Origin of the sequence: Micavibrio sp. TMED2, from assembly GCA_002168225.1 — a bacterium.
In the GTDB taxonomy this organism is placed as follows: domain Bacteria; phylum Pseudomonadota; class Alphaproteobacteria; order TMED2; family TMED2; genus TMED2.
Genome location: NHBH01000001.1, coordinates 959596 through 981755, shown reverse-complemented (window position 1 = coordinate 981755; position 22160 = coordinate 959596). Strand labels below are relative to the sequence as shown.

The following is a 22160-nucleotide window of genomic DNA, read 5'->3' as shown; positions in this document are numbered from 1 at the left end:
ATATGTCTATTCTGTATCGGAGCCTGTGTCCGTACCGCCTGAACGCTGTTGACGCAAGCGGTTCCAGTAATTCAGCCGTTTGTTGATCTCGCGCTCGAAGCCCCGTTCCACGGGCTGATAGAACTGCTGGCGCGGCATACCGTCGGGGAAATAGTTCTGCCCGGAGAAGCCATCCGCCTGATCATGGTCATAGGCATAGCCCGCACCATAACCGATTTCCTTCATCAGCTTGGTCGGGGCGTTGAGGATATGAGCAGGCGGGTTGAGAGAGCCGGTCTCCTTCGCCGACCGGACCGCCGATTTGAATGCCGAATAGGCAGCATTGCTCTTCGGCGCGGTCGCGAGATAGATGATCGCCTGCGCCAGTGCCAGCTCACCCTCGGGCGAACCGAGACGCTCATAAATCTGCCAGGCTTCCAGCGTCACACCGGCTGCCTGCGGATCGGCGAGGCCAATATCCTCCACCGCCATTCGCACCATGCGGCGCGCCACATAATGCGGGTCCTCGCCCCCGGCGAACATGCGCGCCAGCCAGTACAGCGCCGCATCGGCATCGGAGCCACGCACGGATTTATGCAGGGCGGAAATCAGGTTGTAGTGGCTCTCCTGCCCCTTGTCATAGATCGGTGCCCGTTTCTGCAGGCGCTCCATCAGCCCCGCAGTATCCAGCGTCTGGTCCAGCCCCTTGATCTGCTCCACCAGATTGATCAGATAGCGCCCATCGCCATCAGCCATGGCGATCAGGGTCTCCCGCGCCTGCTCATCCACCGGCAGCTTGGTGCCGATGATCGCCTCGGCCCGTTGCAGGAGAAGTCCCAGCGCCGCGCTCTCAAGCCGTTTCAGCACCAGTACATGACAGCGCGACAGCAGCGCGGCGTTCAACTCGAAGGACGGGTTCTCGGTCGTAGCACCCACGAGGGTGACCAGCCCCTCCTCCACATAGGGCAGGAAGGCATCCTGCTGGGCGCGGTTGAACCGGTGTATCTCGTCGACAAACAGCAGGGTACCGCGCCCGGCATCCCGGCGCTGCCGCGCTCGATCAAACACCTTGCGCAGATCGGCCACACCGGAGAACACCGCCGACAATGGTTCAAACTCAAGATCGGTATGCCCGGCAATCAGGCGGGCAATCGAGGTCTTGCCGCAACCGGGCGGGCCCCAGAAAATCAGCGATGGCAGCTGGTCACCATGCAGAAGGCGGATCAGCGTGCCCTCTTCCCCGACGAGGTGATCCTGACCGACGATATCGGTCAGGGCCACCGGGCGCAGGCGATCGGCCAGAGGACGCGGCGCATCATCGGCAAACAGACCGGCATTGGTTTGGGACGGTGCTGCAGCCATCGGGATCAGGACCTGAATACAGCGTTGATCACGCGGTCACCGCGACGAACTGAAATATCCCAGACAGTGAACTGCTCCCGTAGCAGGGCTGCCAGTTGTTTTACCGACTGGATATCCGCACCGTTGAGCGAGAGCACCACATCACCGGGGCGGAAGCCGACCCGGCGCGCCGGGCTGCGCGCGGCAATTTCAAAGATGATGACCCCTTCCGGATCGCCCGCAAAGCCGATCTGGTCGGCGAGTCCGGGCGACAGGTTGGAAACCGAGATACCGGAGAGCGGGTGCTGACCACCGAGCAGGGTGGTATCGGGTGGCGGATCGAAGGGCGGGAACACCGGCGTGATCGAGGCATTCATCGGCTTGCCATCACGCCAGAACTGGATGGTGGTCGGCTTATTGGCCACCGCAGTCGCCACCCGGAAGCGCAAAGCCTTCGGATCATCGACCGAGCGGTTGTTGAGTGCCAGCAGCACGTCACCGATTTCCAGCCCGGCCCGAGCCGCCGGACTGCCGGGATGGATGCGGGTCAGCATGACGCCAGCCGGACGGTCGATACCAATGGCACGCATCAGATCCGGCGTCACCGGCTGGCCGCTGGCGCCGATCCACGGACGGCGCAGATCACCGCCCTGCTCTGCCGCGAGCACGACGGTACGCACCATATTCGCCGGGATGGCAAAGCCGATACCAAGTGACCCGCCATCACGGGAGAAAATCGCGCTATTGATCCCCAAGAGCTTGCCGTCCAGCCCGAGCAGTGCACCACCGGAATTGCCCGGATTGATCGCGGCATCGGTCTGGATGAAGAACGAGTAATCGGTCACCCCAACATCGGTTCGTGCCAAGGCCGAGACGATGCCGCTGGTCACCGTCTGGCCGACACCGAAGGGATTACCGATGGCCAGCACCAGATCGCCGACCTCGGCATTATCGCTATCGGCAAATTCGAGCGCTGGCAGCGGCTCACTCATCTGGTCGATGATGCGAACCACGGCGAGGTCTGTGCGCTCATCCTCGACCACCACCTCGGCGGCAAACTCGCGGCGGTCGGAGAGCACGACCCGGATCTCGTCCGCGCCCTGTATCACATGCTCATTGGTAACGATCAGCCCTTCCGGTCGCACGATCACGCCGGAGCCGAGAGAATTCTGCTGCTCTTCCTGTTGCTGCGGGCGCAGATCGCCAAAGAAGCGGCGGAAGAACGGATCGTTGAACAGCGGGTTGACCGGGCGGCGCACCTGTTTGCTGGTATAGATATTGACCACCGCCGGGGCTGCCTCCCGGACCAGAGGGGCGTAGGACAGCTGTATCTGCTCACGGGTCTGCGGAACCGCTTTTGGTTCCTCGATCAGGGTTTGGGCCTGGGCATGGGTCTGGGCCGTGATCGGCAACAGCACAAGCAATGCAGCAAGAAGAGAACGCAGACTGGACAATGGTCGATGCCTGAAATTAAAATCCGGAAAGGTACAGACCTGAAACCTAGTGCTTCTGAGCGACGGTTTCCAGATTTGCCGCCAGCATGCCGCACAAAAAGAAAACGCGGCCTGAGAACCAGAGCCGCGTTTTCGGATAAGAATAATATTGTCAGCCTAGAAGCGTGATGGCTGCTGGCCAAGGTCACGGCACAGTCTGAAACAGGCGCTCAGACCGCGGTCACATTCCTGTGCTGCCCCGAATGAGGTACCGGAGCTGCGTTGTGCGCCCGCGCTTTCCATACAGATTGAATGATCCCGCTCACATGAATTGAGGCAGGCATCGATCTGCTCGCGCTCGGATGGCTCAATGCCGGTATCCATACGCTGGAACTCGGCACAACCGACGAGCAGCACGAAACCAAGCGCCAGAATGGCCAGCGCCTGAAGTCGCACAATCGCACCGGGAAGAATGATATTACGCAGCATCTGCGGCGTCACCGGCATCAGCAGCATCAACCTGATCGGATCCTTTGGCGGCCGGATCACGGTCAACGAGTTCGATAACAGCCATTGGCGCGCTGTCGCCATAACGGAAGCCCGCTTTCATAACACGGGTGTAACCGCCTGGACGCTCTTCATAGCGTGGGCCAAGGGTATCGAACAGTTTCGCAACCAGCGCGTCATCACGCAGGGTAGCGAAAGCAAGACGGCGATTGGCAACGCCACCTTTTTTACCAAGGGTAATAAGGCGCTCAACCACGCGGCGCAGATCCTTGGCTTTTGGCAGGGTGGTAACAATCTGCTCGTGCTGGATCAGTGATTTGGACAGGTTGGTGAGCAGCGCTTTACGGTGGCTGGCATCACGGTTGAACTTACGGCCTGTACGACGATGTCGCATGGGAACACTCCTTCTTTCTTGTCTAAGCCGGCATCGGTGATCGCAGTCACAGTTGCCGATTGCGTATCTGACGACCCGGATCAGACCAGTATCGCCAGGATGGGTCACCACGACCCGAAATTCCTGATCCTGTTACGTCATTCCAGCGAAAGCTGGAATCTTTATCCATCACTGCCAGATCCCTGCTTTCGCAGGGATGACGGTGAGGAACCCCATCCCCGCCGGATCAGGCGGGGATGGATAACTCAATGACCGGCTCAGAAGGGCTCTTCGAGCTTTTTGGCCAGTTCTTCGATGTTGTCTGGTGGCCAGCTCTCGACTTCCATACCAAGGTGCAGACCCATCTGGCTCAGCACTTCCTTGATCTCGTTGAGAGACTTGCGACCGAAGTTCGGGGTGCGCAGCATTTCGGCTTCGGTCTTCTGAACCAGATCACCGATATAAACGATGTTGTCGTTCTTGAGGCAGTTGGCCGAACGGACAGACAGCTCAAGCTCATCAACCTTGCGCAGCAGGTGTTTGGAGAATGGCAGCTCGCCGCCTTCTTCTTCCTGACGCTCTTCCTTCGGCTCTTCGAAGTTGATGAAGACCTGCAGCTGGTCCTGCATGATGCGGGCAGCAAGTGCCAGCGCATCTTCAGGCGACACCGCACCGTTGGTTTCGATGCTGACAGAGAGCTTGTCATAATCGGTGATCTGACCAACCCGGGTGTTGTCGACCTTATAGGCAACTTTACGGATTGGAGAGAAAACGCTGTCCACAGGGATCAGGCCAATCGGCGCATCTTCCGGACGGTTCTGAGCTGCCGGACGATAACCGCTGCCGGTCTCGACGGTCATTTCCATGACCAGCTTGGCATCGGCATCGAGGGTGCAGAGCACCAGATCGCCATTCATGATTTCGATGTCGGCACCGGTCTCGATCATTTTGGCGGTAACTTCGCCAGGACCTTCGGCAACCAGACGCATGCGCTTGGTGCCTTCGGCGTGCATGCGCAGCGCCAGGGTCTTGATGTTCAGGACGATGTCGGTGACGTCTTCGCGGACACCGGGGATGGAAGAGAACTCGTGCAGCACGCCCTCGATCTGGATCGAGGTCACAGCAGCACCCTGCAGGGAAGACAGCAGAACGCGACGCAGCGCGTTACCGAGCGTCAGGCCAAAGCCGCGCTCAAGTGGTTCGATGGTGATTGATGCACTGCGGCTTGGATCGTCGCCGAGTTGAACCATTGGCTGGTTCGGCTTGATCAGTTCTTGCCAGTTTTTTTGTAAGATCATGGTTTCTAGCCACCTCTATCATTGTCGGTATTCCGTCACCGGCTGGCTGGCCGGTTGAGGGAAAACCTCTGCCGTTGAGGTCAATCGGTAATCCGGGCAGTTCGGGTACCGAAAAGCGCCTTCCTGTCCCGATCCTGTACGGGCTGGGTCGTGAAACCCAAAGCCACCCCGTTCAGGATCAATGCTGTGGTTGGCGCAGCAATTGACGCCGGTCACGAAAACCGGCGCCAAAACTCTTGAAAACAATCAACAGCGCGTATCAGACGCGGCGTTTTTTCGGCGGACGAACACCGTTGTGCGGGATCGGGGTGACGTCGCGAATGCTGTTGATGGTAAAGCCGATGGACTGCAGGGCGCGCAGAGCGCTCTCACGGCCTGAACCAGGGCCCTTGACGGTAACGTCGAGGGTTTTCATGCCGTGTTCCTGAGCCTTGCGACCGGCGTCTTCTGCTGCAACCTGTGCGGCATAAGGGGTCGATTTCCGCGAGCCTTTGAAACCTTGGCTGCCAGCGGAGGACCAGGAAATGGCATTGCCCTGTGCGTCAGTGATCGTGATCAACGTGTTGTTGAAGGTCGCGTTCACATGCGCCAGACCGGCTGAGATGTTTTTACGCTCGCGGCGGCGGACGCGGCCAGCGGCTTGAGTCTGTTTAGCCATGATTATTTCTTCTTACCAGCGATTGGTTTGGCCGGGCCCTTGCGGGTACGGGCATTGGTATGGGTACGCTGACCACGAACAGGCAAGCCACGACGATGGCGCAGACCGCGATTGCAGCCCATATCCATGAGGCGCTTGATGTTCATAGCCACTTCGCGGCGCAGGTCACCCTCAACAGCATAATCGCCGTCAATGGTTTCACGGATGCGAACGACCTGATCTTCGCTCAGTTGGTTTACCCGGGTTGCAGTTTCAATTCCGAGCTTTTCACAGATCTGGCGCGCAGAGTGCGGGCCAATGCCGTGAATGTAGCGGAGAGCAATCTCCACTCGCTTATTGGTCGGAATGTTAACGCCAGCAATACGTGCCACGTTACGTCTCCATACATCATGCCGGCCCCTATCGGGTGCAGGCGAAAGGTTCAAAACAAGCGGCCATATCTGGCCTGATTACATCAGCCCGAAAACCGGACCAATTAAATCGGTTCAAAAAGCCACTGTCGCGGAATTCGAAATCCCGGTTTTCAGCGGTTCAGCGTGTCACGCCAGCCAATGGCCAGTGGCCACCAGATCGGTGTGACAAAAACATCGCCGTTGCCGGATTGGAGCGGAGTATATGAATACCCCCCCTCCTGTCAAGCAACAGAGGTGAAAGCAGGACCCGGCCTTGAACTTTTTTCAAAGCGGCCGGAACCTTATTACATACCCGGTGCAGCGGTTTGACGAGGTGCCGGGCCGCCGCCGAGGCCAAGAGCCCCTTCGATCTGACGCGTCACATCATCCATTGATGCCATACCATCGATCTTGTGCAGCACGCCTTTTGCCTCATAGAAAGGCAGTACCGGTGCTGTCTGTTCTTTGTAAACGCCGAGCCGCTTGCGCAGGGTCTCGGCGTTATCATCGGCGCGGGCGCTGTTGCCAGCTTCCTTGGCGCGGGTTTCGATGCGGCTGAACAACTCTTCCTCATCGACTTCCATCACCAGCACGGCATCGATTTTACTACCGGACTTGCCAAGCATCGTGTCCAGTGCTTCCGCCTGTGCCTCGGTGCGTGGGAAACCGTCAAGAATGAAGCCCTTGGCGCAATCGTCCTGAGCAATGCGCTGTTCGATCATGCGCACCATGATGTCGTCGGAGACGAGATCACCGGCGTCAATGATTGCCTGCACCTCTTTACCGAGGTCAGAGCCGCTGGCCACAGCCGCACGCAGCATATCGCCGGTGGACAGTTGCTTGAGGCCATAACGCTCTTCGAGGCGTGCTGCCTGGGTGCCTTTGCCGGCCCCGGGCGGTCCGAACATGATCAGCTTCATTATCTTATCGTCTCCCCCGCAATTTTGATTTTTTGACCAGACCTTCATACTGGTGCGCCAGCATATGGGAATGGATCTGGCTGACGGTATCCATGGTAACCGTTACCACAATCAGCAGGCTGGTACCGCCAAAATAGAATGGCACGGATGCATTCTGGGAAATCAGCAATTCAGGGATCATACAGACCACCACCAGATAGGCAGCACCAATCACCGTGATCCGGTTCAGGATGCGCTCAAGGTAGTCGGCTGTATTCTGCCCTGGGCGCGTGCCCGGTACGAAACCGCCATATTTGCGCAGATTATCGGCAACCTCACCGGGGTTGAAGGTAATCGCGGTATAGAAGAAGGCGAAGAACACGATCAGGCCGGCATAGAGCGCCATGAACAGCGGCTGGCCATGCTGGAGCATCGCGCTCATGGATTGCAGCCAGCCCGGTCCGGTACCACCGGCGAGGCCAACGGCAGACAGCGGCAGCAGCAGGAGCGCAGAGGCGAAGATCGGTGGGATAACACCAGAGGTGTTGAGCTTCAACGGCAGGTGGGTGCTGTCGCCGCCATACATGCGGTTGCCCATTTGGCGCTTGGGATACTGGACGATAACCCGGCGCTGGGCGCGCTCCATAAACACGACAAAGGCGATAACCGAAACCACCATGATCACGATGCCGAACAGGACGGCAACCGACATGGCGCCGATACGGACCTGCTCAAACAGGAAGGCGAGCGAGCGCGGCAGCTCGGCGACAATACCGGCAAAGATGATCAGTGAGATGCCGTTACCGATCCCGCGGGCGGTGATCTGCTCACCGAGCCACATCAGGAACATAGTACCACCCAGCAGGGTAATAACCGCGGTCGCACGGAAGAACATGCCCGGATCGAAGACGGCGGACTGACCGGCAGCGGTGGTCAGGTTTTCCATGCCGATCGCCAGACCATAGGCCTGGAACGTGGCGAGCAGAACCGTCAGGTAACGGGTGTACTGGTTGATGGTCTTGCGACCGCTCTCACCCTCTTTCTTGAGGGCTTCCATCTTAGGCGACACACTGGTCATCAACTGCATGATGATCGAGGCCGAGATATACGGCATGATATTGAGCGCGAAAATGCTCATCCGGCCGAAGGCGCCACCGGCAAAGACATCAAGCATCCCCAGAATACCGCCCTGGTTCTGGTTGAAGATGTCATCCATAATCTGGGTATCGATACCGGGCAGCGGCAGGTAAGTGCCGATCCGGTAGACAACAAGTGCGGCCAGGGTGAAGAGAATACGCTTCTTGAGCTCTGTAGCCTTCGCAAAAGCGCCGAAATTAATATTGGCCGCCAGTTGTTCTGCCGCTGATGCCATGGTTCGGTCTTAGCCTTGCGTTACTGTGTTGCACGCGCCGTTTGGGTCGGCGCTGAACTGTGATATGCGCCGGTTACCGGCGCCGATGACGTTGAAAAGCGCGCTGGATATATCCCGGTTTCAGGCCGGAAAAAACAGCGCGCCAGATCAACACGAATTTCTAGATGGGGTCAAATCACGGTATTACGACCGAAAACTCGATCCGACCCCGATCAGGACTTACTCGGCAGTGTCTTCAACAGTCACTGTCTGGGTGATTTTGCCACCAGCCTTTTCGACAGCTTCAACAGCAGCCGCAGAAGCGCGCGCGACTTCCATATCGACTTTTGCCTTCAGCTCGCCCTTGGCCAGCAGGCGGACACCTGCTTTCAGGTTGCCGACGAGACCGGCAGCCTGCAGAACTTCTGCATTAATCGGCTTTTTAGCGTCGATTTTGCCAGCATCGATAGCTGACTGCAGACGACCGATATTGACCACGGCATACTCGGTGCGGAAGTTCTTGTTGTTGAACCCACGCTTCGGCAGACGGCGGTAGATCGGCATTTGACCGCCTTCAAAACCCTTGATCGCGACACCAGTCCGCGACTTCTGGCCTTTGACACCACGGCCGCCGGTTTTGCCCTTGCCGGAACCAATACCACGGCCAACGCGGGTGCGGTCCTTGCGAGCGCCTTCATTATCGCGAATTTCGTTCAGTTTCATGTCACGAATTCCTGTTCGTGGCGAAATCCCGGGCCAGCTTATTCAGCCGGCAGGATCTCAACCAGATGCTTAACCTTGTCAATCATGCCGCGTACGGCAGGGGTGTCCTCGAGTTCACGGACCCGGTTCATACGGGTCAGACCGAGACCATCGAGAGTTGCTTTCTGATCCTGTGGGCGACCGATGCCGCTACGGATCCGGCGGACCTTGACGGTACCAGCCGCTTTTGCTTTTGCCTTAGCCATCAGACTTCTCCGCTGCTTCTGCTGCAGGTGATGCCTCATCATTGGCGGCAGCACCATCTTCCCGGTTACCCAGGATGTCGCTGACCTTCTTGCCACGACGAGCGGCAACCTGACGTGGGCTGGCAATGTGCAGCAGGGCGTCGAAAGTTGCCTTCACCATGTTGTGTGGGTTCGAGGTGCCGGTTGATTTGGCAACAACGTCCTGAACACCGAGGGCTTCAAAAATGGCGCGCATCGGACCACCGGCGATGATACCGGTACCCGGAGGGGCTGAACGAACAACCACGCGACCGGCACCGAAATGGCCTTTACCATCATGGTGCAGGGTACGGCCCTCACGCAGAGGTACGCGAACCATGTTACGTTTGGCCTGATCGGTTGCCTTGCGGATTGCTTCCGGAACCTCACGGGCCTTACCGGAACCAACGCCTGCACGGCCTTTGCCGTCACCGACAACAACCAGTGCGGCGAAACCGAAACGGCGTCCACCTTTGACAACTTTTGCCACCCGGTTGATGCCGACCAGCTTTTCGATCAGATCGCTGTCCTCGCGGCGTTCACTACCGCGTTCAGCACGTTCCTGACGTTGCGACATGTCGTTTAAGCCCTTCGCTTAGAATTCGAGACCGGCTTCACGCGCGGCATCAGCCAGCGCCTTGATCCGACCGTGATAAAGAAAGCCGCCACGGTCGAAAACGACCTCTTTCACGCCAGCCTTGATGGCGCGTTCAGCGACAGATTTTCCAACCAGAGCGGCAGCTTCAACTGTCGCACCGGTTTTGACTTTGCCCAGTACGTCTTTTTGCAGGGTAGAGGCCGAAACGAGGGTGTGACCCTTCGTATCGTCAATAACCTGGGCATAGATGTGCTGGCCTGAGCGATGAACGCTCAGACGCACACGGCCATTGCGGCGCTGGGCCAGCTTGTTGCGCACACGGTATTGGCGGCGCAGGCGTAGGTTGCGGGTGCTCATCGCTCTCAAACCTTACTTCTTCTTACCTTCCTTGCGCAGGATGGTTTCATGTTCATAACGAATACCTTTGCCTTTGTAAGGCTCCGGCGGACGATAGCTGCGGATTTCCGCGGCCACTTGACCGATGCGCTGCTTGTCGGCACCGGTAATTTCAATACGGGTCGGCTGTGGGGTCTGAATTTTGATCCCTTCCGGCACCGGGTAGCGAACTTCATGGCTGAAGCCCAGCTGCAGAACCAGATCATTGCCCTGGGCAGCTGCACGATAACCGACACCGGCGATTTCCAGATTGATCTGGAAGCCTTCGGAGACACCGGTCACCATGTTGCTGATCAACGTGCGGGTGGTAGCCCACATCTGACGCGCCTGACGTGATTCATTCGCCGGCTTGACGGTAACCTGACCGTCTTCCAGCTCGGTAACCACATCTTCGACCACGGTCATGGCGAGCTCACCGAGCTTGCCTTTGGCGGTCAGGACGCGGCCTGCCATTTTCACGTCAACGCCAGATGGCACAGCGACGGGATTTTTTCCAATACGTGACATTCGTTTAGCCTCTTACGAGTTCCGTTTCCAGTCCGCCAAATCAGTAGACGCGGCAGATAACTTCGCCGCCCACATGGGCTGCACGAGCTTCCTGATCCGACATCACACCGCGTGGGGTGGACAGGATTGACACGCCCAGACCGTTATAGACCTTGGAAAGGTCTTTGATCTTGGAATAGACACGACGGCCCGGAGTGGACACGCGTGCGATTTCCTTGATCGCCGGCTGGCCTTCAAAATATTTCAGTTCAATGGTGAGAGAGCGAATACCCGTGCGGACTTCGTGTTCGGAATAACCGCGGATATAGCCTTCGCGCTTCAGCACTTCGAGGACATTGATCCGTTGCTTTGACAACGGGCTGTCGACAGTTGCTTTATGCGCCAACTGACCATTACGGATGCGGGTTAGCATATCACCCAGTGGATCACTTAAAGACATGGTTCAAAGAGCCCCTGGTTACCAACTAGATTTCGTCAGGCCGGCAATCTTGCCTTGGGAACCGAGTTCCCGCAGCGCGATGCGCGACAGTTTAAATTTGCGATAGAAGGCACGCGGACGACCGCTCAGCTCGCAACGGTTGCGAATCCGGGTCGGGTTGCCATTGCGTGGCATCTGGGCCAGTTTCAGACGCGCGGCGAAACGCTCTTCAGCTGGCAGTTCACGGTTGCTCGCAATTTCTTTCAGCGCTTCGCGGCGGGCAGCGGTTTTCGCTACCATCTTCCGGCGACGCTCATTTTTTGCGACTGCACTCTTCTTTGCCATGTCGGCGGTACTCCTGATGTAACCTTGGATCTGGCTTACGACTTCGCAAACGGCATGTGGAACGCGGTGAGAAGCGCGCGGGCTTCGTCGTCGGTCGTGGCCGTTGTACAGATGATGATGTCCATCCCGCGGACCTTGTCGATCTTGTCGTACTCGATCTCCGGGAAAACGATTTGTTCTTTGATGCCCATGGCGTAGTTGCCGCGACCGTCAAAGCTCTTTGACGGAATGCCGCGGAAGTCACGGATACGTGGCATGGCGATGTTCACCAGACGATCCATGAATTCATACATACGCTCACGGCGCAGGGTCACCTTGCAACCGATCGGCATGCCCTGGCGAATTTTAAAGCTCGCTTCAGACTTGCGCGCCTTGGTGATGACCGGCTTCTGGCCGGAAATCAGCGTCAGTTCTTCCACGGCGTTTTGCAGCTTGCGGCTATCACCGACAGCTTCGCCAACACCCATGTTGATAACGATCTTGTCCAGCTTCGGCACTGCGAAGTCGTTTTCATAACCGAACTGCTCTTTGAGAGCCGGTTTGATCGTTTCGTTATATTCTTGCTTCAAGCGGGCCATTGTCATGCCACCTATCAATCGATTTGTTCGCCGGAACGCTTGGCAACGCGAACCTTGGAACCATCTTCCAGAAATTTGAATGCAACGCGGGTTGCTTCACCTGATTTTGGATCTGCAACAGCGAGGTTGGACACATGGATCGGTGCCTCGATACGCTCAATCCCACCAGCAGCGGTCGGGCTTGGGCGACGATGCTTGGTCACCATGTTGACGCCCTGAACGATCGCACGGTTTTCCGCAGGCATGACTTTCAGGACTTGGCCCTTCTTGCCACGATCACGACCGGTGCGAACGATTACCTCGTCGCCTTTACGGATTTTCAGCTTACCGCTGCCACCCGCTGATTTGTTCAATGCCTGTGCCATCACAGAACCTCCGGAGCCAATGAGATGATCTTCATGAAGGCCTTGCCACGCAGTTCGCGGGTCACAGGTCCGAAGATACGAGTGCCGATTGGCTCATTCGTCTTGTTAATCAATACAGCCGCATTCCGATCGAACCGGATAGAGGTGCCATCTGCACGGCGAATTTCCTTCGCAGTACGGACAACAACCGCACGGTGCACATCACCTTTTTTCACCCGGCCGCGCGGAATCGCATCCTTGACCGAGACAACGATGATATCGCCGACCGAGGCGTATTTACGTTTTGAACCACCCAGCACCTTGATGCACTGGACGTTCCGGGCGCCGCTGTTATCGGCGACATCCAATCTGGTCTCTTGTTGGATCATGTTCCAATTCCATTCCTGGGCCCGACAATCGGGTCAGTCACAACCTAGTTAAATCAAAAACCGTTAAGCGCTTTTACGCACCGACAACGCCAATCACTTTCCAGCTCTTGCGTTTTGACAGTGGCTTGCACTCTTCGATCATTACTTCCTGACCGACCGTGTACTGGTTGGTTTCATCGTGAGCCGCATAACGCTTCGACTTCTTGATGAACTTGGCATAGATCGGGTGCTTTACCCGACGCTCGACCAGAACGGTAACGGTCTTGTCACCTTTATCGGACACGACATTGCCCTGTAGAATACGGCGTGGCATCGTCGATTACTCCTTGGTTTCAGCTGCATCAGCAGCGTCTTTTTTCGTAGCCTTGGACTTGGTAGCGGCTTTCTTGGCCGGTGCCTTCTTCGGCTTGTCATCTGTCTTGGCAGCAGCCTTCTTGGCCGGTGCTTTTTTAGCGGCAGCTTTTTTAGGAGCAGCTTCCGCTTTTTTATCTTCAGCAGGTGCCGCCTCTTTTTTCGCAGCTGGCTTCTTGGCAGCGGCTTTTTTCGGCTTGGCAGCAGCTTCATTCGCCGGCTTCGGCAGTTTCACGCCTGGCAGTGGATTACCACTGGCGTCGCGCATACCGAGGACGGTTTTGACCTTGGCGATGTCGCGGCGAACCTGACGGATACGTGCGGTGTTTTCGAGTTGTCCGCTAGCTTTCTGAAAGCGCAAATTAAATTGCTCTTTTTTCAGCGCGAGCAGCTCTGCAGCCAGCTCATCGTTGGTCTTGTTGAAGTATTCAAGTGCAGCAGTCATTGACCTCAGGCTCCTTCAACAGCGCGGGTAACGAAACGGGTTTTGATTGGCAGCTTCGCAGCAGCCAGTTCAAACGCACGGCGCGCAATATCTTCGGGGATACCGTCGAGTTCAAAGATCACGCGACCAGGTTTGACCCGGACGGCCCAGAATTCGGGCGAACCTTTACCACTACCCATACGGACTTCCGCAGGCTTGGATGACACAGGCACATCCGGGAACACACGGATCCAGAGACGGCCCTGACGGCGCATGTGACGGGTGATGGCACGGCGGGCAGCCTCGATCTGACGCGCGGTCAGACGCTCGGGTTGCGTCGCTTTCAGGCCATAGGCTCCGAAATTCAGGCTCGTGCCAGCTTGGGCAACGCCGTGAATACGGCCCTTATGTTGCTTGCGATACTTTGTTCGCTTTGGACTTTGCATCGTTCCTCACTCCTCAACCGCTGCACCCGGCTCAATGCCTGGGCCAGGTCGGCCGCGGTCTGAAGTAAATTCAGGTTAACTGTTCTGGTTTGGTCGGCCAGCTGGCTGCTGATCGGCGAGGCGCCGGTCTTGAGCCATCGGGTCGTGTTCCATGATCTCGCCTTTGAAAACCCAGACCTTGATCCCAATGATCCCATAAGTCGTGAGTGCCTCAGCGACACCATAATCAATGTCAGCACGAAGGGTATGCAGCGGCACACGGCCTTCGCGATACCATTCGGTACGGGCAATCTCTGCACCGCCGAGGCGGCCAGCACAATTAACCCGAATACCACCTGCGCCGAGGCGCATTGCATTCTGAACCACGCGCTTCATTGCCCGGCGGAACGAGACGCGGCGTTCAAGCTGGCTCGCGATGTTCTCGGCAATCAGGGTGGCATCGAGTTCCGGCTTGCGGATCTCGACGATGTTCAGAGACACCTCACCGCCGATCATGTCGGACAGGGTCTGGCGCAGTTTATCAATATCAGCACCCTTTTTACCGATCACTACGCCTGGACGGGCAGAGTTGATGGTAACGCGGGTTTTGTTGGCTGCACGCTCGATGATGATGCGGCTGACACCAGCTTGTTTCAGCTTGGCGGTCAGAAACTTCCGCAGTTTCAGGTCGCGGTGCAGGATATCGCCGTAATTGTTATCAGCGAACCAACGGCTGTCCCAAGTCCGGTTGATACCCAGACGAAGACCAATAGGGTTTACCTTCTGACCCATCTTACGCAGCCTCCTCGGCTCGTTCACGAACAATAATCGTGACGTTAGAAAATGGCTTTACAATCTTGCCGACGCGGCCACGGGCACGAGCGCGGAAACGCTTCATAACCATAGCCTTGCCAACATAAGCCTCGGCAACAAAGAGACGATCCACATCAAGCTGGTGGTTGTTCTCGGCATTGGCGATCGCGCTCTCGAGCACCTTTTTCACATCCTGAGAGATGCGACGGGTGGAGAACTCGAGATCGAGCAATGCTTTGTTCACCGGCTTGCCACGGATCATAGATGCAACCAGATTCAGCTTTTGTGGGCTGACCCGGATCATCCGACCGACGGCACGTGCCTCGTTTTCCGCCTGACGCGGTTTATTTGCTGGCTTGCCCATCGTGGTCAGCCCCTCTTACCTTTTTTGTCAACACCGTGACCGTAGTAGTTACGGCTTGGTGAGAATTCACCGAATTTGTGACCGATCATCTGGTCGGAAACCAGAACCGGGATGAACTTCTGGCCGTTATAGACGCCAAAGGTCAAACCGACGAATTGCGGCAGGATAGTAGACCGGCGAGACCAGGTCTTGATGATCTCGTTACGGCCAGACTGTCGTGCAGCCTCGGCTTTCTTTAACAGGTAGCCGTCTACAAACGGCCCTTTCCACACTGAGCGTGCCATGGTCTTTGTCCTATTGGCCTAGTTCTTAACGCTGCGACTTACGGCGGCGAATGATGTACTTGTTCGTCGCTTTATTCTTACGGGTACGCTTGCCCTTGGTTGGCTTGCCCCATGGGGTCACCGGATGGCGACCACCAGAGGTACGGCCTTCACCACCACCATGGGGGTGATCAACCGGGTTCATCGCAACACCACGGGTGGTTGGACGAACGCCGAGCCAACGCTTGCGACCGGCTTTACCGAGATTGCGGTTGCTGTGCTCCTGGTTGGAAACCGCGCCAACAGTCGCCATGCACTCGGCACGGACGATGCGCAGTTCACCGGAAGCGAGCTTCACCTGAGCATAACCGGTGTCGCGGCCAACCAGCTGCGCGAAGCTGCCAGCGGAGCGAACCATCTTGCCGCCGCCGAGTGGCTTCAGCTCGATGTTGTGAATGATGGTACCGACCGGCATATTTTTCAGCGGCATGGCATTGCCCGGGCGAACATCAACACGCTCACCGGCAACAACCTTGTCACCAACTGCCAGACGCTGAGGCGCCAGGATATAGGCTCTCTCACCGTCATCGTAGTTGATGAGCGCGATAAATGCGCTGCGGTTTGGATCATATTCCAGACGCTCGACCGTACCGACCACATCGAATTTACGACGCTTGAAGTCAATCATGCGATAGCGACGCTTGTGACCACCGCCACGGTGGTAAGCAGTCGTGCGGCCCTGATTGTTGCGGCCACCGGTTTTGGTCAAACCTTCGGTCAGTGCCTTCTCAGGCTTGCCGCGCCACAGGTCGCGACGGTCCACCAACACGAGTTGGCGGGTGCCTGGCGTCACTGGCTTATATTGTTTCAATGCCATTGTCTTGACTGCCTTATCAGATACCGGTCGTCACATCGATCGACTGGCCTTCAGCCAGGGTCACGACGGCTTTTTTAACGTCTGAACGGCGACCTTTAATGCCACGGAACCGCTTTTCCTTGCCCTTCTGGACCAGGGTGTTGACACCAGCGACCTTGACGTCGAACAGGGTCTCAACAGCTTGACGGATTTCCGGCTTGGACGCGTCCATCGGAACTTTGAACGCCACCTGATTGTGCTCGGCGGCGAGTGATGCTTTCTCGGTGATGATCGGGAAGCGGATGATGTCGTACATCCGTTCCTTGGAGACCTTCACGGCGGCAACGCGGGCTGCATACTTGCTCATGCCAGACGCTCCTCGAGTTGCGCGACAGCGTCCTTGGTCAGGATCAGCGTGTCACGGCGAATGATGTCATAAACGTTTGCACCCTGGCTTGGCATCACATCGATATTGGCGATGTTGCGTGAGGCCAGTGCGAAATTCAGGTCCAGCTCGCTGCCGCTGACGATCAGGGCAGAGGTAACACCGAGACCAGCAAGCGATGTCGCCAGGATCTTGGTCTTTGGCTCTTTGGAGGCAGCCGCATCAAGAATGATCAGCTTGCCTTCCTTTGCCTTTGCAGACAGCGCGCTCTTGAGCGCCAGCTTGCGGACCTTCTTGTTCAGCGAGTGGCTGTGATCGCGCACAACCGGGCCAAAAACGGTACCGCCACCACGGAACTGTGGAGCACGAAGGCTACCGGCACGTGCACGGCCGCTGCCCTTCTGGTTCCAAGGCTTCTTGGTGGTGCCGGAAACTTCCGAGCGACCTTTGGTTTTGTGCGTGCCAGCGCGACGCGCAGCCAACTGATAGTTGACCATGCGAGCGACCAGATCAGCGCGCGGCTCGACGCCAAAAATGGCATCGCTGAGCTCGATATCGCCGACCTTTTTATTGGCCAGATTTTTAACCTCGACCTTCATCGGTCTCAATCCTCTTTCTTGTCGCTATCGCCGGCATCTGCAGCTTCTGCAGCGTCGGTTGCAGCGGTGTCTTCAGCAGCAACGGCTTCGTCAACTGCTTCTGCTTTAACTTCTTCAGCTTCCTGCTCGTTGGCGGCACGGAAAGCGGCAGGCAGTGGCGCATCGTCCGGACGTGGGCGCTTGGCCGCATCCTGAACCAGAACCCAACCCTGCTTGGCACCGGGAACGGCACCGCGAACGAGGATCAGACCCTGTTCGACATCAACAGCGTGAACCGTCAGGTTCTGCTGGGTAACGCGCTCGGCACCCATGTGACCAGCCATCTTCTTACCTTTGAAGACGCGGCCCGGATCCTGACACTGACCGGTTGAACCGTGCGAACGGTGAGAGATCGAAACACCGTGAGATGCGCGCAGACCACCGAAGTTGTGGCGCTTCATCGCACCGGCAAAACCCTTACCGATAGATTGGCCGATGACGTCGATATACTGACCGGCGACATAGTGATCAGCAGTGATCTCAACGCCTGGCTCCAGTACATTGTCAGCGGCAACACGGAATTCAGCCACTTTACGCTTCGGCTCAACCTTTGCTTTGGCAAAGTGGCCGCGCTCGGCTTTGTTCGTGCGCTTGACTTTGGCAGCACCAGCACCGAGCTGCACTGCCGTATAACCGTCTTTTTCGTCCGAGCGGACTGCCACGACCTGGCAATTCTCGAGCTTCAACACCGTTACCGGCACCTGGGTGCCGTCTTCGGCGAAGACACGGGTCATACCCATCTTGCGGGCGATAACTCCGGTACGCTTTGCTGCTGCAGTCATTGTTCAAATACCTTCAAAAACTCTTGGCCAAACCCTTAGAGCTTGATCTCGACATCAACACCGGCCGCCAGGTCGAGCTTCATCAGCGCGTCCACTGTTTGCGGGGTCGGGTCAACAATGTCGAGAAGACGCTTATGGGTGCGGATCTCAAACTGCTCACGTGACTTCTTATCGATGTGCGGGCTACGCAACACCGTGAAACGCTCGATCTTGGTCGGCAGCGGGATTGGACCACGAACCTGTGCGCCGGTGCGCTTCGCGGTGTTGACAATCTCGCCGGTCGACTGATCCAGAACGCGGTGGTCGAACGCTTTCAGTCGAATTCTAATGCTCTGCGCCTGCATGGCCCACAAAACCTCAATTACCCCGACCCCTTACCTTGTTCAAATACAAAGCAGTTGGATCAGGTTCGATGCAGATCCCCCATTTGTCGGGCGATCGGAAAATTCAAGCAACTGGGTGGTTGTAGCGGGGCAGTAAGAAAGCGTCGCTTAAATACTGCCCCGATAAACCGGATTATTTTACCAAGTAAACTTACTTGGCGATTTTCGCGACAACACCCGCGCCAACGGTACGACCGCCTTCACGGATAGCGAAACGGAGACCTTCGTCCATCGCGATCGGCGCGATGAGCTCGACTTCCATGGTAACGTTATCGCCTGGCATCACCATCTCGGTGCCTTCAGGCAATTTGCATTCGCCGGTCACGTCAGTCGTCCGGAAGTAGAACTGTGGACGGTAGTTCGTGAAGAATGGCGTGTGGCGGCCACCTTCTTCTTTGGTGAGGATATAAGCCTCGCAAGAGAAGTTGGTGTGCGGAGTGATTGAACCTGGCTTGGCAAGAACCTGACCACGCTCAACGTCTTCACGCTTGGTGCCACGAAGCAGCGCGCCAATATTGTCGCCAGCCTCGCCGCTGTCAAGAAGTTTCCGGAACATTTCTACACCGGTAACAGTTGTTTTGGTGGTATCGCGGATACCGAGGATCTCAACTTCGTCACCAACGTTGACGATACCTTGCTCAACACGGCCGGTAACAACAGTACCACGACCGGAAATAGAGAAGACGTCCTCGATTGGCATCAGGAATGGACGATCCTTTGGACGCTCTGGCTGTGGGATGTACTCATCAACAGCTTCCATCAGCGCTTTGATCGCATTCTTGCCGATTTCGTCGTTGCTGTCTTCGAGAGCAGCAAGAGCGGAACCTTTAACGATTGGAATATCGTCGCCTGGGAAATCGTAAGAAGACAGAAGTTCACGAACTTCCATTTCAACGAGCTCAAGCAGCTCTTCGTCATCGACCTGATCAACCTTGTTCAGGAAGACAACCAGTGATGGAACGCCAACCTGACGCGCCAGCAGGATGTGCTCGCGGGTTTGTGGCATTGGGCCATCAGCTGCAGACACAACCAGAATAGCACCGTCCATCTGGGCAGCACCGGTGATCATGTTTTTCACATAGTCAGCGTGACCAGGGCAGTCAACGTGCGCATAGTGGCGGTTCTCGGTCTCATATTCAACGTGAGCCGTTGAAATGGTGATACCGCGAGCACGCTCTTCAGGCGCCTTATCGATGCTTGCATAATCCTGGAAGGTAGCGCCGCCAGCTTCAGCCATCACCTTGGTGATAGCAGCGGTCAGCGAGGTCTTACCGTGGTCAACGTGACCAATCGTACCAATGTTGGCGTGTGGTTTGGTACGCTCAAACTTTTCCTTCGCCATTTTAGACTCTCCGTCAGGCGTGAGCTTTCGCTCATACGTCTTCTAATCAAAGTTAAAACCGAGAGCTGACCGAAGCCTTCCGACCAACCCCTATTCACATGACAGCGCCGCTACACTCATCTGCGAGCGACGCTGTTTTCTTACCCAGATATCCGGTAGCCGGACATCCGTGTCTCATTAGGCCATTTTGGCCTTTACCTCATCAGCGATTGCCTGTGGCACCGGCTCGTAGTGATCGAACTGCATGGAGTAGTTCGCACGACCCTGTGACATTGAGCGGAGGTTATTAACGTATCCGAACATATTTGCAAGAGGTACCATCGCTTCAACGACACGAGCGATGCCGCGCTGGTCCATGCTGGCAACCTGACCACGGCGACTGTTGAGGTCACCGATGATGTCGCCCATGTAATCTTCCGGGGTAACAACCTCGACCTTCATGACCGGCTCAAGCAGAACCGGGCTTGATTTTGCAATGGCTTCACGGAAAGCAGCACGGGCTGCGATCTCGAAGGCCATGACCGAGCTGTCAACCTCGTGATAGGCACCGTCGGTCAGCTCGACCGAGAAGTCGACAACCGGGAAGCCAGCGATAATGCCGGTTTCTTTTGCACTCAGCAGGCCTTTTTCAACGCCCGGAATGTACTCTTTCGGTACCGAACCACCAACAATGTTGCTGGAGAATGAGTAACCGGCGCCACGCTCACCTGGGGTGAAGGTAAGTTTGATACGCGCAAACTGACCGGAACCACCAGACTGCTTCTTGTGGGTGTAATCGACTTCGGTAACCTTGCCGAGCGTCTCACGGTAAGCAACCTGTGGTGCACCGATATTCGCATCGACCTTGAACTCACGCTTCATGCGATCAACGATGATCTCGAGGTGAAGTTCGCCCATACCTTTAATGATGGTCTGACCGCTCTCGTGATCAACAGACACGCGGAAAGATGGATCTTCGGCAGCCAGACGCTGCAGCGCGGTAGACATCTTCTCCTGGTCGGCTTTCGACTTCGGCTCAACCGCAATCTCGATAACCGGATCAGGGAACTCCATACGCTCGAGAATGATCGGCGCAGAGCTGTCGCAGAGGGTATCACCGGTGGTGGTATTTTTTAGACCGGCGATCGCAACAATGTCACCAGCTTCAGCAATCTTGATATCTTCCCGCTCGTTTGAATGCATAAGCAGCATACGACCGATGCGCTCTTTCTGCTCTTTAACCGTGTTTTGCACATAGGTGCCGGCCTCGAGCCTGCCGGAATAGATCCGGGCAAAGGTCAGGGAACCAACGAAGGGGTCGTTCATGATCTTGAACGCCAGTGCAGAGAATGGCGCATCAGATGATGGTGGACGGGTATCAGGGGTTTCGCCGTCGAGCTTGACGCCGCGAACGTTACCAACATCGAGTGGAGATGGCATGAAATCGACAACAGCGTCGAGCAGAGGCTGAACGCCCTTGTTCTTGAACGCGGTACCGCAGAGGACCGGCACAAAGTCACCAGCGATGGTGCCCTTGCGGATGCACTCTTTCAGCTTCTCGACAGATGGCTCTTCACCCTCGAGATAGGCTTCCATAGCTTCCTCGTCCTGCTCAACGGCAAGTTCGATCAGCTTGGTGCGGTATTCTTCGGCTTTTTCCTTGAGGTCAGCAGGAATTTCCTCGTCGTGGAAAGACGCGCCAAGGTTCTCAGCTTCCCAGATCACGGCGACGTTGCGGACCAGATCAACAGCGCCGGCATAATCGGATTCAGAACCGATCGGCAGCTGCATGACCAGCGGGGTCGCACCGAGGCGATCAACCATCATGTCGACGCAGCGATAGAAGTCGGCACCGATACGGTCCATCTTGTTCACGAAACACATCCGTGGAACGCCGTATTTGTCAGCCTGACGCCAAACGGTTTCAGATTGTGGCTCAACACCGGCAACACTGTCGAAAACAGCAACCGCGCCATCAAGCACACGCAGAGAACGCTCGACCTCAATGGTGAAGTCAACGTGGCCAGGGGTGTCGATGATGTTGATGCGGTGATCTTTCCAGAACGCAGTGGTCGCAGCAGAGGTAATGGTGATACCGCGCTCCTGCTCCTGCTCCATCCAGTCCATGGTGGCATTACCATCGTGAACTTCACCGATCTTGTAAGACTTACCGGTGTAGAACAGAATCCGTTCGGTGGTGGTGGTCTTACCAGCGTCGATATGCGCCATGATACCGATGTTGCGGTACATTTCGAGGGGCGTTGCTGCAGTGCTCTCAGCCATTATCTCTATCCCATAAACCCGTCGGCCCTGTTGGCCTGATCGGTTTCAATTACGAAGGAGCGGTTCAATTAGTTTGCGGC

31 protein-coding genes and 1 pseudogene are annotated in these 22160 nt (G+C 56.7%); all 32 read right to left on the bottom strand.

Going from position 1 to position 22160, the window contains the following annotated elements; all coding sequences use genetic code 11:
• Window positions 1-6: 6 nt before the first annotated feature.
• The 32 genes and pseudogenes from CBB62_04675 to CBB62_04520 all read right to left on the bottom strand — a co-directional run bounded on the left by CBB62_04675 (window position 7) and on the right by CBB62_04520 (window position 22080).
• A complete protein-coding gene (locus tag CBB62_04675) occupies window positions 7-1341 on the bottom strand; it encodes an AAA family ATPase (protein OUT41627.1) in 1335 nt (444 codons plus the stop codon).
• A 5-nt stretch (window positions 1342-1346) separates the two neighbouring features.
• The gene (locus CBB62_04670; GenBank protein ID OUT41626.1) at window positions 1347-2774 is read right to left on the bottom strand and encodes a serine protease; all 1428 of its coding nucleotides are present in this window, start codon (window positions 2772-2774) and stop codon (window positions 1347-1349) included.
• A 156-nt stretch (window positions 2775-2930) separates the two neighbouring features.
• Window positions 2931-3269, bottom strand: coding sequence for a hypothetical protein (locus CBB62_04665; protein ID OUT41625.1), 339 nt, complete (start codon window positions 3267-3269; stop codon window positions 2931-2933).
• The gene (locus CBB62_04660; protein ID OUT41624.1) at window positions 3232-3654 is read right to left on the bottom strand and encodes a 50S ribosomal protein L17; all 423 of its coding nucleotides are present in this window, start codon (window positions 3652-3654) and stop codon (window positions 3232-3234) included. Before CBB62_04660 ends, CBB62_04665 begins: the two co-directional genes overlap by 38 nt.
• Before the next feature lie 257 nt (window positions 3655-3911).
• Window positions 3912-4928: a DNA-directed RNA polymerase subunit alpha gene (locus CBB62_04655; GenBank protein ID OUT42644.1), complete on the bottom strand. Its 1017-nt coding sequence runs from the start codon at window positions 4926-4928 to the stop codon at window positions 3912-3914.
• Window positions 4929-5190: 262 nt separating this feature from the next.
• Window positions 5191-5589: a 30S ribosomal protein S11 gene (locus CBB62_04650; GenBank protein OUT41623.1), complete on the bottom strand. Its 399-nt coding sequence runs from the start codon at window positions 5587-5589 to the stop codon at window positions 5191-5193.
• A 2-nt stretch (window positions 5590-5591) separates the two neighbouring features.
• A complete protein-coding gene (locus CBB62_04645) occupies window positions 5592-5960 on the bottom strand; it encodes a 30S ribosomal protein S13 (GenBank protein OUT41622.1) in 369 nt (122 codons plus the stop codon).
• Between the two features lie 326 nt (window positions 5961-6286).
• Complete coding sequence (locus CBB62_04640; GenBank protein ID OUT41621.1) at window positions 6287-6901, bottom strand: adenylate kinase; 615 nt, start codon at window positions 6899-6901, stop codon at window positions 6287-6289.
• 4 nt (window positions 6902-6905) lie between these two features.
• Window positions 6906-8252, bottom strand: a complete 1347-nt coding sequence (locus tag CBB62_04635; GenBank protein ID OUT41620.1) for a preprotein translocase subunit SecY — start codon at window positions 8250-8252, stop codon at window positions 6906-6908.
• Between the two features lie 219 nt (window positions 8253-8471).
• Window positions 8472-8954 (bottom strand): 50S ribosomal protein L15, encoded by a 483-nt coding sequence (locus CBB62_04630; protein ID OUT41619.1) that lies wholly within the window; start codon window positions 8952-8954, stop codon window positions 8472-8474.
• A gap of 38 nt (window positions 8955-8992) precedes the next feature.
• Window positions 8993-9199, bottom strand: coding sequence for a 50S ribosomal protein L30 (locus CBB62_04625; protein OUT41618.1), 207 nt, complete (start codon window positions 9197-9199; stop codon window positions 8993-8995).
• Window positions 9192-9794 (bottom strand): 30S ribosomal protein S5, encoded by a 603-nt coding sequence (locus CBB62_04620; GenBank protein ID OUT41617.1) that lies wholly within the window; start codon window positions 9792-9794, stop codon window positions 9192-9194. Before CBB62_04620 ends, CBB62_04625 begins: the two co-directional genes overlap by 8 nt.
• A gap of 18 nt (window positions 9795-9812) precedes the next feature.
• The gene (locus CBB62_04615) at window positions 9813-10172 is read right to left on the bottom strand and encodes a 50S ribosomal protein L18 (GenBank protein ID OUT41616.1); all 360 of its coding nucleotides are present in this window, start codon (window positions 10170-10172) and stop codon (window positions 9813-9815) included.
• Between the two features lie 12 nt (window positions 10173-10184).
• Entirely contained in the window at window positions 10185-10718 is a 534-nt protein-coding gene (locus tag CBB62_04610) for a 50S ribosomal protein L6 (protein ID OUT41615.1), read from the bottom strand.
• A gap of 40 nt (window positions 10719-10758) precedes the next feature.
• Window positions 10759-11157, bottom strand: coding sequence for a 30S ribosomal protein S8 (locus CBB62_04605; protein OUT41614.1), 399 nt, complete (start codon window positions 11155-11157; stop codon window positions 10759-10761).
• A gap of 18 nt (window positions 11158-11175) precedes the next feature.
• Window positions 11176-11481 carry a 30S ribosomal protein S14 gene (locus CBB62_04600; protein OUT41613.1) on the bottom strand — a complete coding sequence of 102 codons (306 nt, stop codon included), beginning with the start codon at window positions 11479-11481 and terminating at the stop codon, window positions 11176-11178.
• Window positions 11482-11516: 35 nt separating this feature from the next.
• Window positions 11517-12059, bottom strand: coding sequence for a 50S ribosomal protein L5 (locus CBB62_04595; protein OUT41612.1), 543 nt, complete (start codon window positions 12057-12059; stop codon window positions 11517-11519).
• A 14-nt stretch (window positions 12060-12073) separates the two neighbouring features.
• On the bottom strand, window positions 12074-12424 hold the full coding sequence (locus tag CBB62_04590; protein ID OUT41611.1) for a 50S ribosomal protein L24: 351 nt from the start codon (window positions 12422-12424) through the stop codon (window positions 12074-12076).
• Window positions 12424-12792, bottom strand: a complete 369-nt coding sequence (locus tag CBB62_04585; protein ID OUT41610.1) for a 50S ribosomal protein L14 — start codon at window positions 12790-12792, stop codon at window positions 12424-12426. The genes CBB62_04590 and CBB62_04585 overlap by 1 nt, the downstream gene beginning before the upstream one ends.
• A 73-nt stretch (window positions 12793-12865) precedes the next feature.
• Window positions 12866-13105 (bottom strand): 30S ribosomal protein S17, encoded by a 240-nt coding sequence (locus tag CBB62_04580; GenBank protein OUT41609.1) that lies wholly within the window; start codon window positions 13103-13105, stop codon window positions 12866-12868.
• A 291-nt stretch (window positions 13106-13396) separates the two neighbouring features.
• Window positions 13397-13588 (bottom strand): annotated as a pseudogene (locus CBB62_04575) (50S ribosomal protein L29).
• A 5-nt stretch (window positions 13589-13593) separates the two neighbouring features.
• The gene (locus CBB62_04570) at window positions 13594-14013 is read right to left on the bottom strand and encodes a 50S ribosomal protein L16 (GenBank protein ID OUT41608.1); all 420 of its coding nucleotides are present in this window, start codon (window positions 14011-14013) and stop codon (window positions 13594-13596) included.
• A gap of 75 nt (window positions 14014-14088) precedes the next feature.
• Window positions 14089-14784 carry a 30S ribosomal protein S3 gene (locus tag CBB62_04565; protein ID OUT41607.1) on the bottom strand — a complete coding sequence of 232 codons (696 nt, stop codon included), beginning with the start codon at window positions 14782-14784 and terminating at the stop codon, window positions 14089-14091.
• Between the two features lies 1 nt (window position 14785).
• The gene (locus tag CBB62_04560) at window positions 14786-15169 is read right to left on the bottom strand and encodes a 50S ribosomal protein L22 (GenBank protein ID OUT41606.1); all 384 of its coding nucleotides are present in this window, start codon (window positions 15167-15169) and stop codon (window positions 14786-14788) included.
• A gap of 5 nt (window positions 15170-15174) precedes the next feature.
• A complete protein-coding gene (locus tag CBB62_04555) occupies window positions 15175-15453 on the bottom strand; it encodes a 30S ribosomal protein S19 (GenBank protein OUT41605.1) in 279 nt (92 codons plus the stop codon).
• Window positions 15454-15478: 25 nt separating this feature from the next.
• Entirely contained in the window at window positions 15479-16309 is an 831-nt protein-coding gene (locus tag CBB62_04550) for a 50S ribosomal protein L2 (protein OUT41604.1), read from the bottom strand.
• A gap of 16 nt (window positions 16310-16325) precedes the next feature.
• Window positions 16326-16655 carry a 50S ribosomal protein L23 gene (locus tag CBB62_04545; protein ID OUT41603.1) on the bottom strand — a complete coding sequence of 110 codons (330 nt, stop codon included), beginning with the start codon at window positions 16653-16655 and terminating at the stop codon, window positions 16326-16328.
• Entirely contained in the window at window positions 16652-17272 is a 621-nt protein-coding gene (locus CBB62_04540; protein ID OUT41602.1) for a 50S ribosomal protein L4, read from the bottom strand. The genes CBB62_04545 and CBB62_04540 overlap by 4 nt, the downstream gene beginning before the upstream one ends.
• A gap of 5 nt (window positions 17273-17277) precedes the next feature.
• A complete protein-coding gene (locus CBB62_04535; GenBank protein OUT41601.1) occupies window positions 17278-18093 on the bottom strand; it encodes a 50S ribosomal protein L3 in 816 nt (271 codons plus the stop codon).
• A 35-nt stretch (window positions 18094-18128) separates the two neighbouring features.
• Window positions 18129-18437, bottom strand: a complete 309-nt coding sequence (locus tag CBB62_04530) for a 30S ribosomal protein S10 (protein ID OUT41600.1) — start codon at window positions 18435-18437, stop codon at window positions 18129-18131.
• 190 nt (window positions 18438-18627) lie between these two features.
• Window positions 18628-19818, bottom strand: a complete 1191-nt coding sequence (locus tag CBB62_04525; protein OUT41599.1) for an elongation factor Tu — start codon at window positions 19816-19818, stop codon at window positions 18628-18630.
• A gap of 177 nt (window positions 19819-19995) precedes the next feature.
• The gene (locus tag CBB62_04520) at window positions 19996-22080 is read right to left on the bottom strand and encodes an elongation factor G (protein OUT41598.1); all 2085 of its coding nucleotides are present in this window, start codon (window positions 22078-22080) and stop codon (window positions 19996-19998) included.
• Between the last annotated feature and the right edge of the window lie 80 nt (window positions 22081-22160).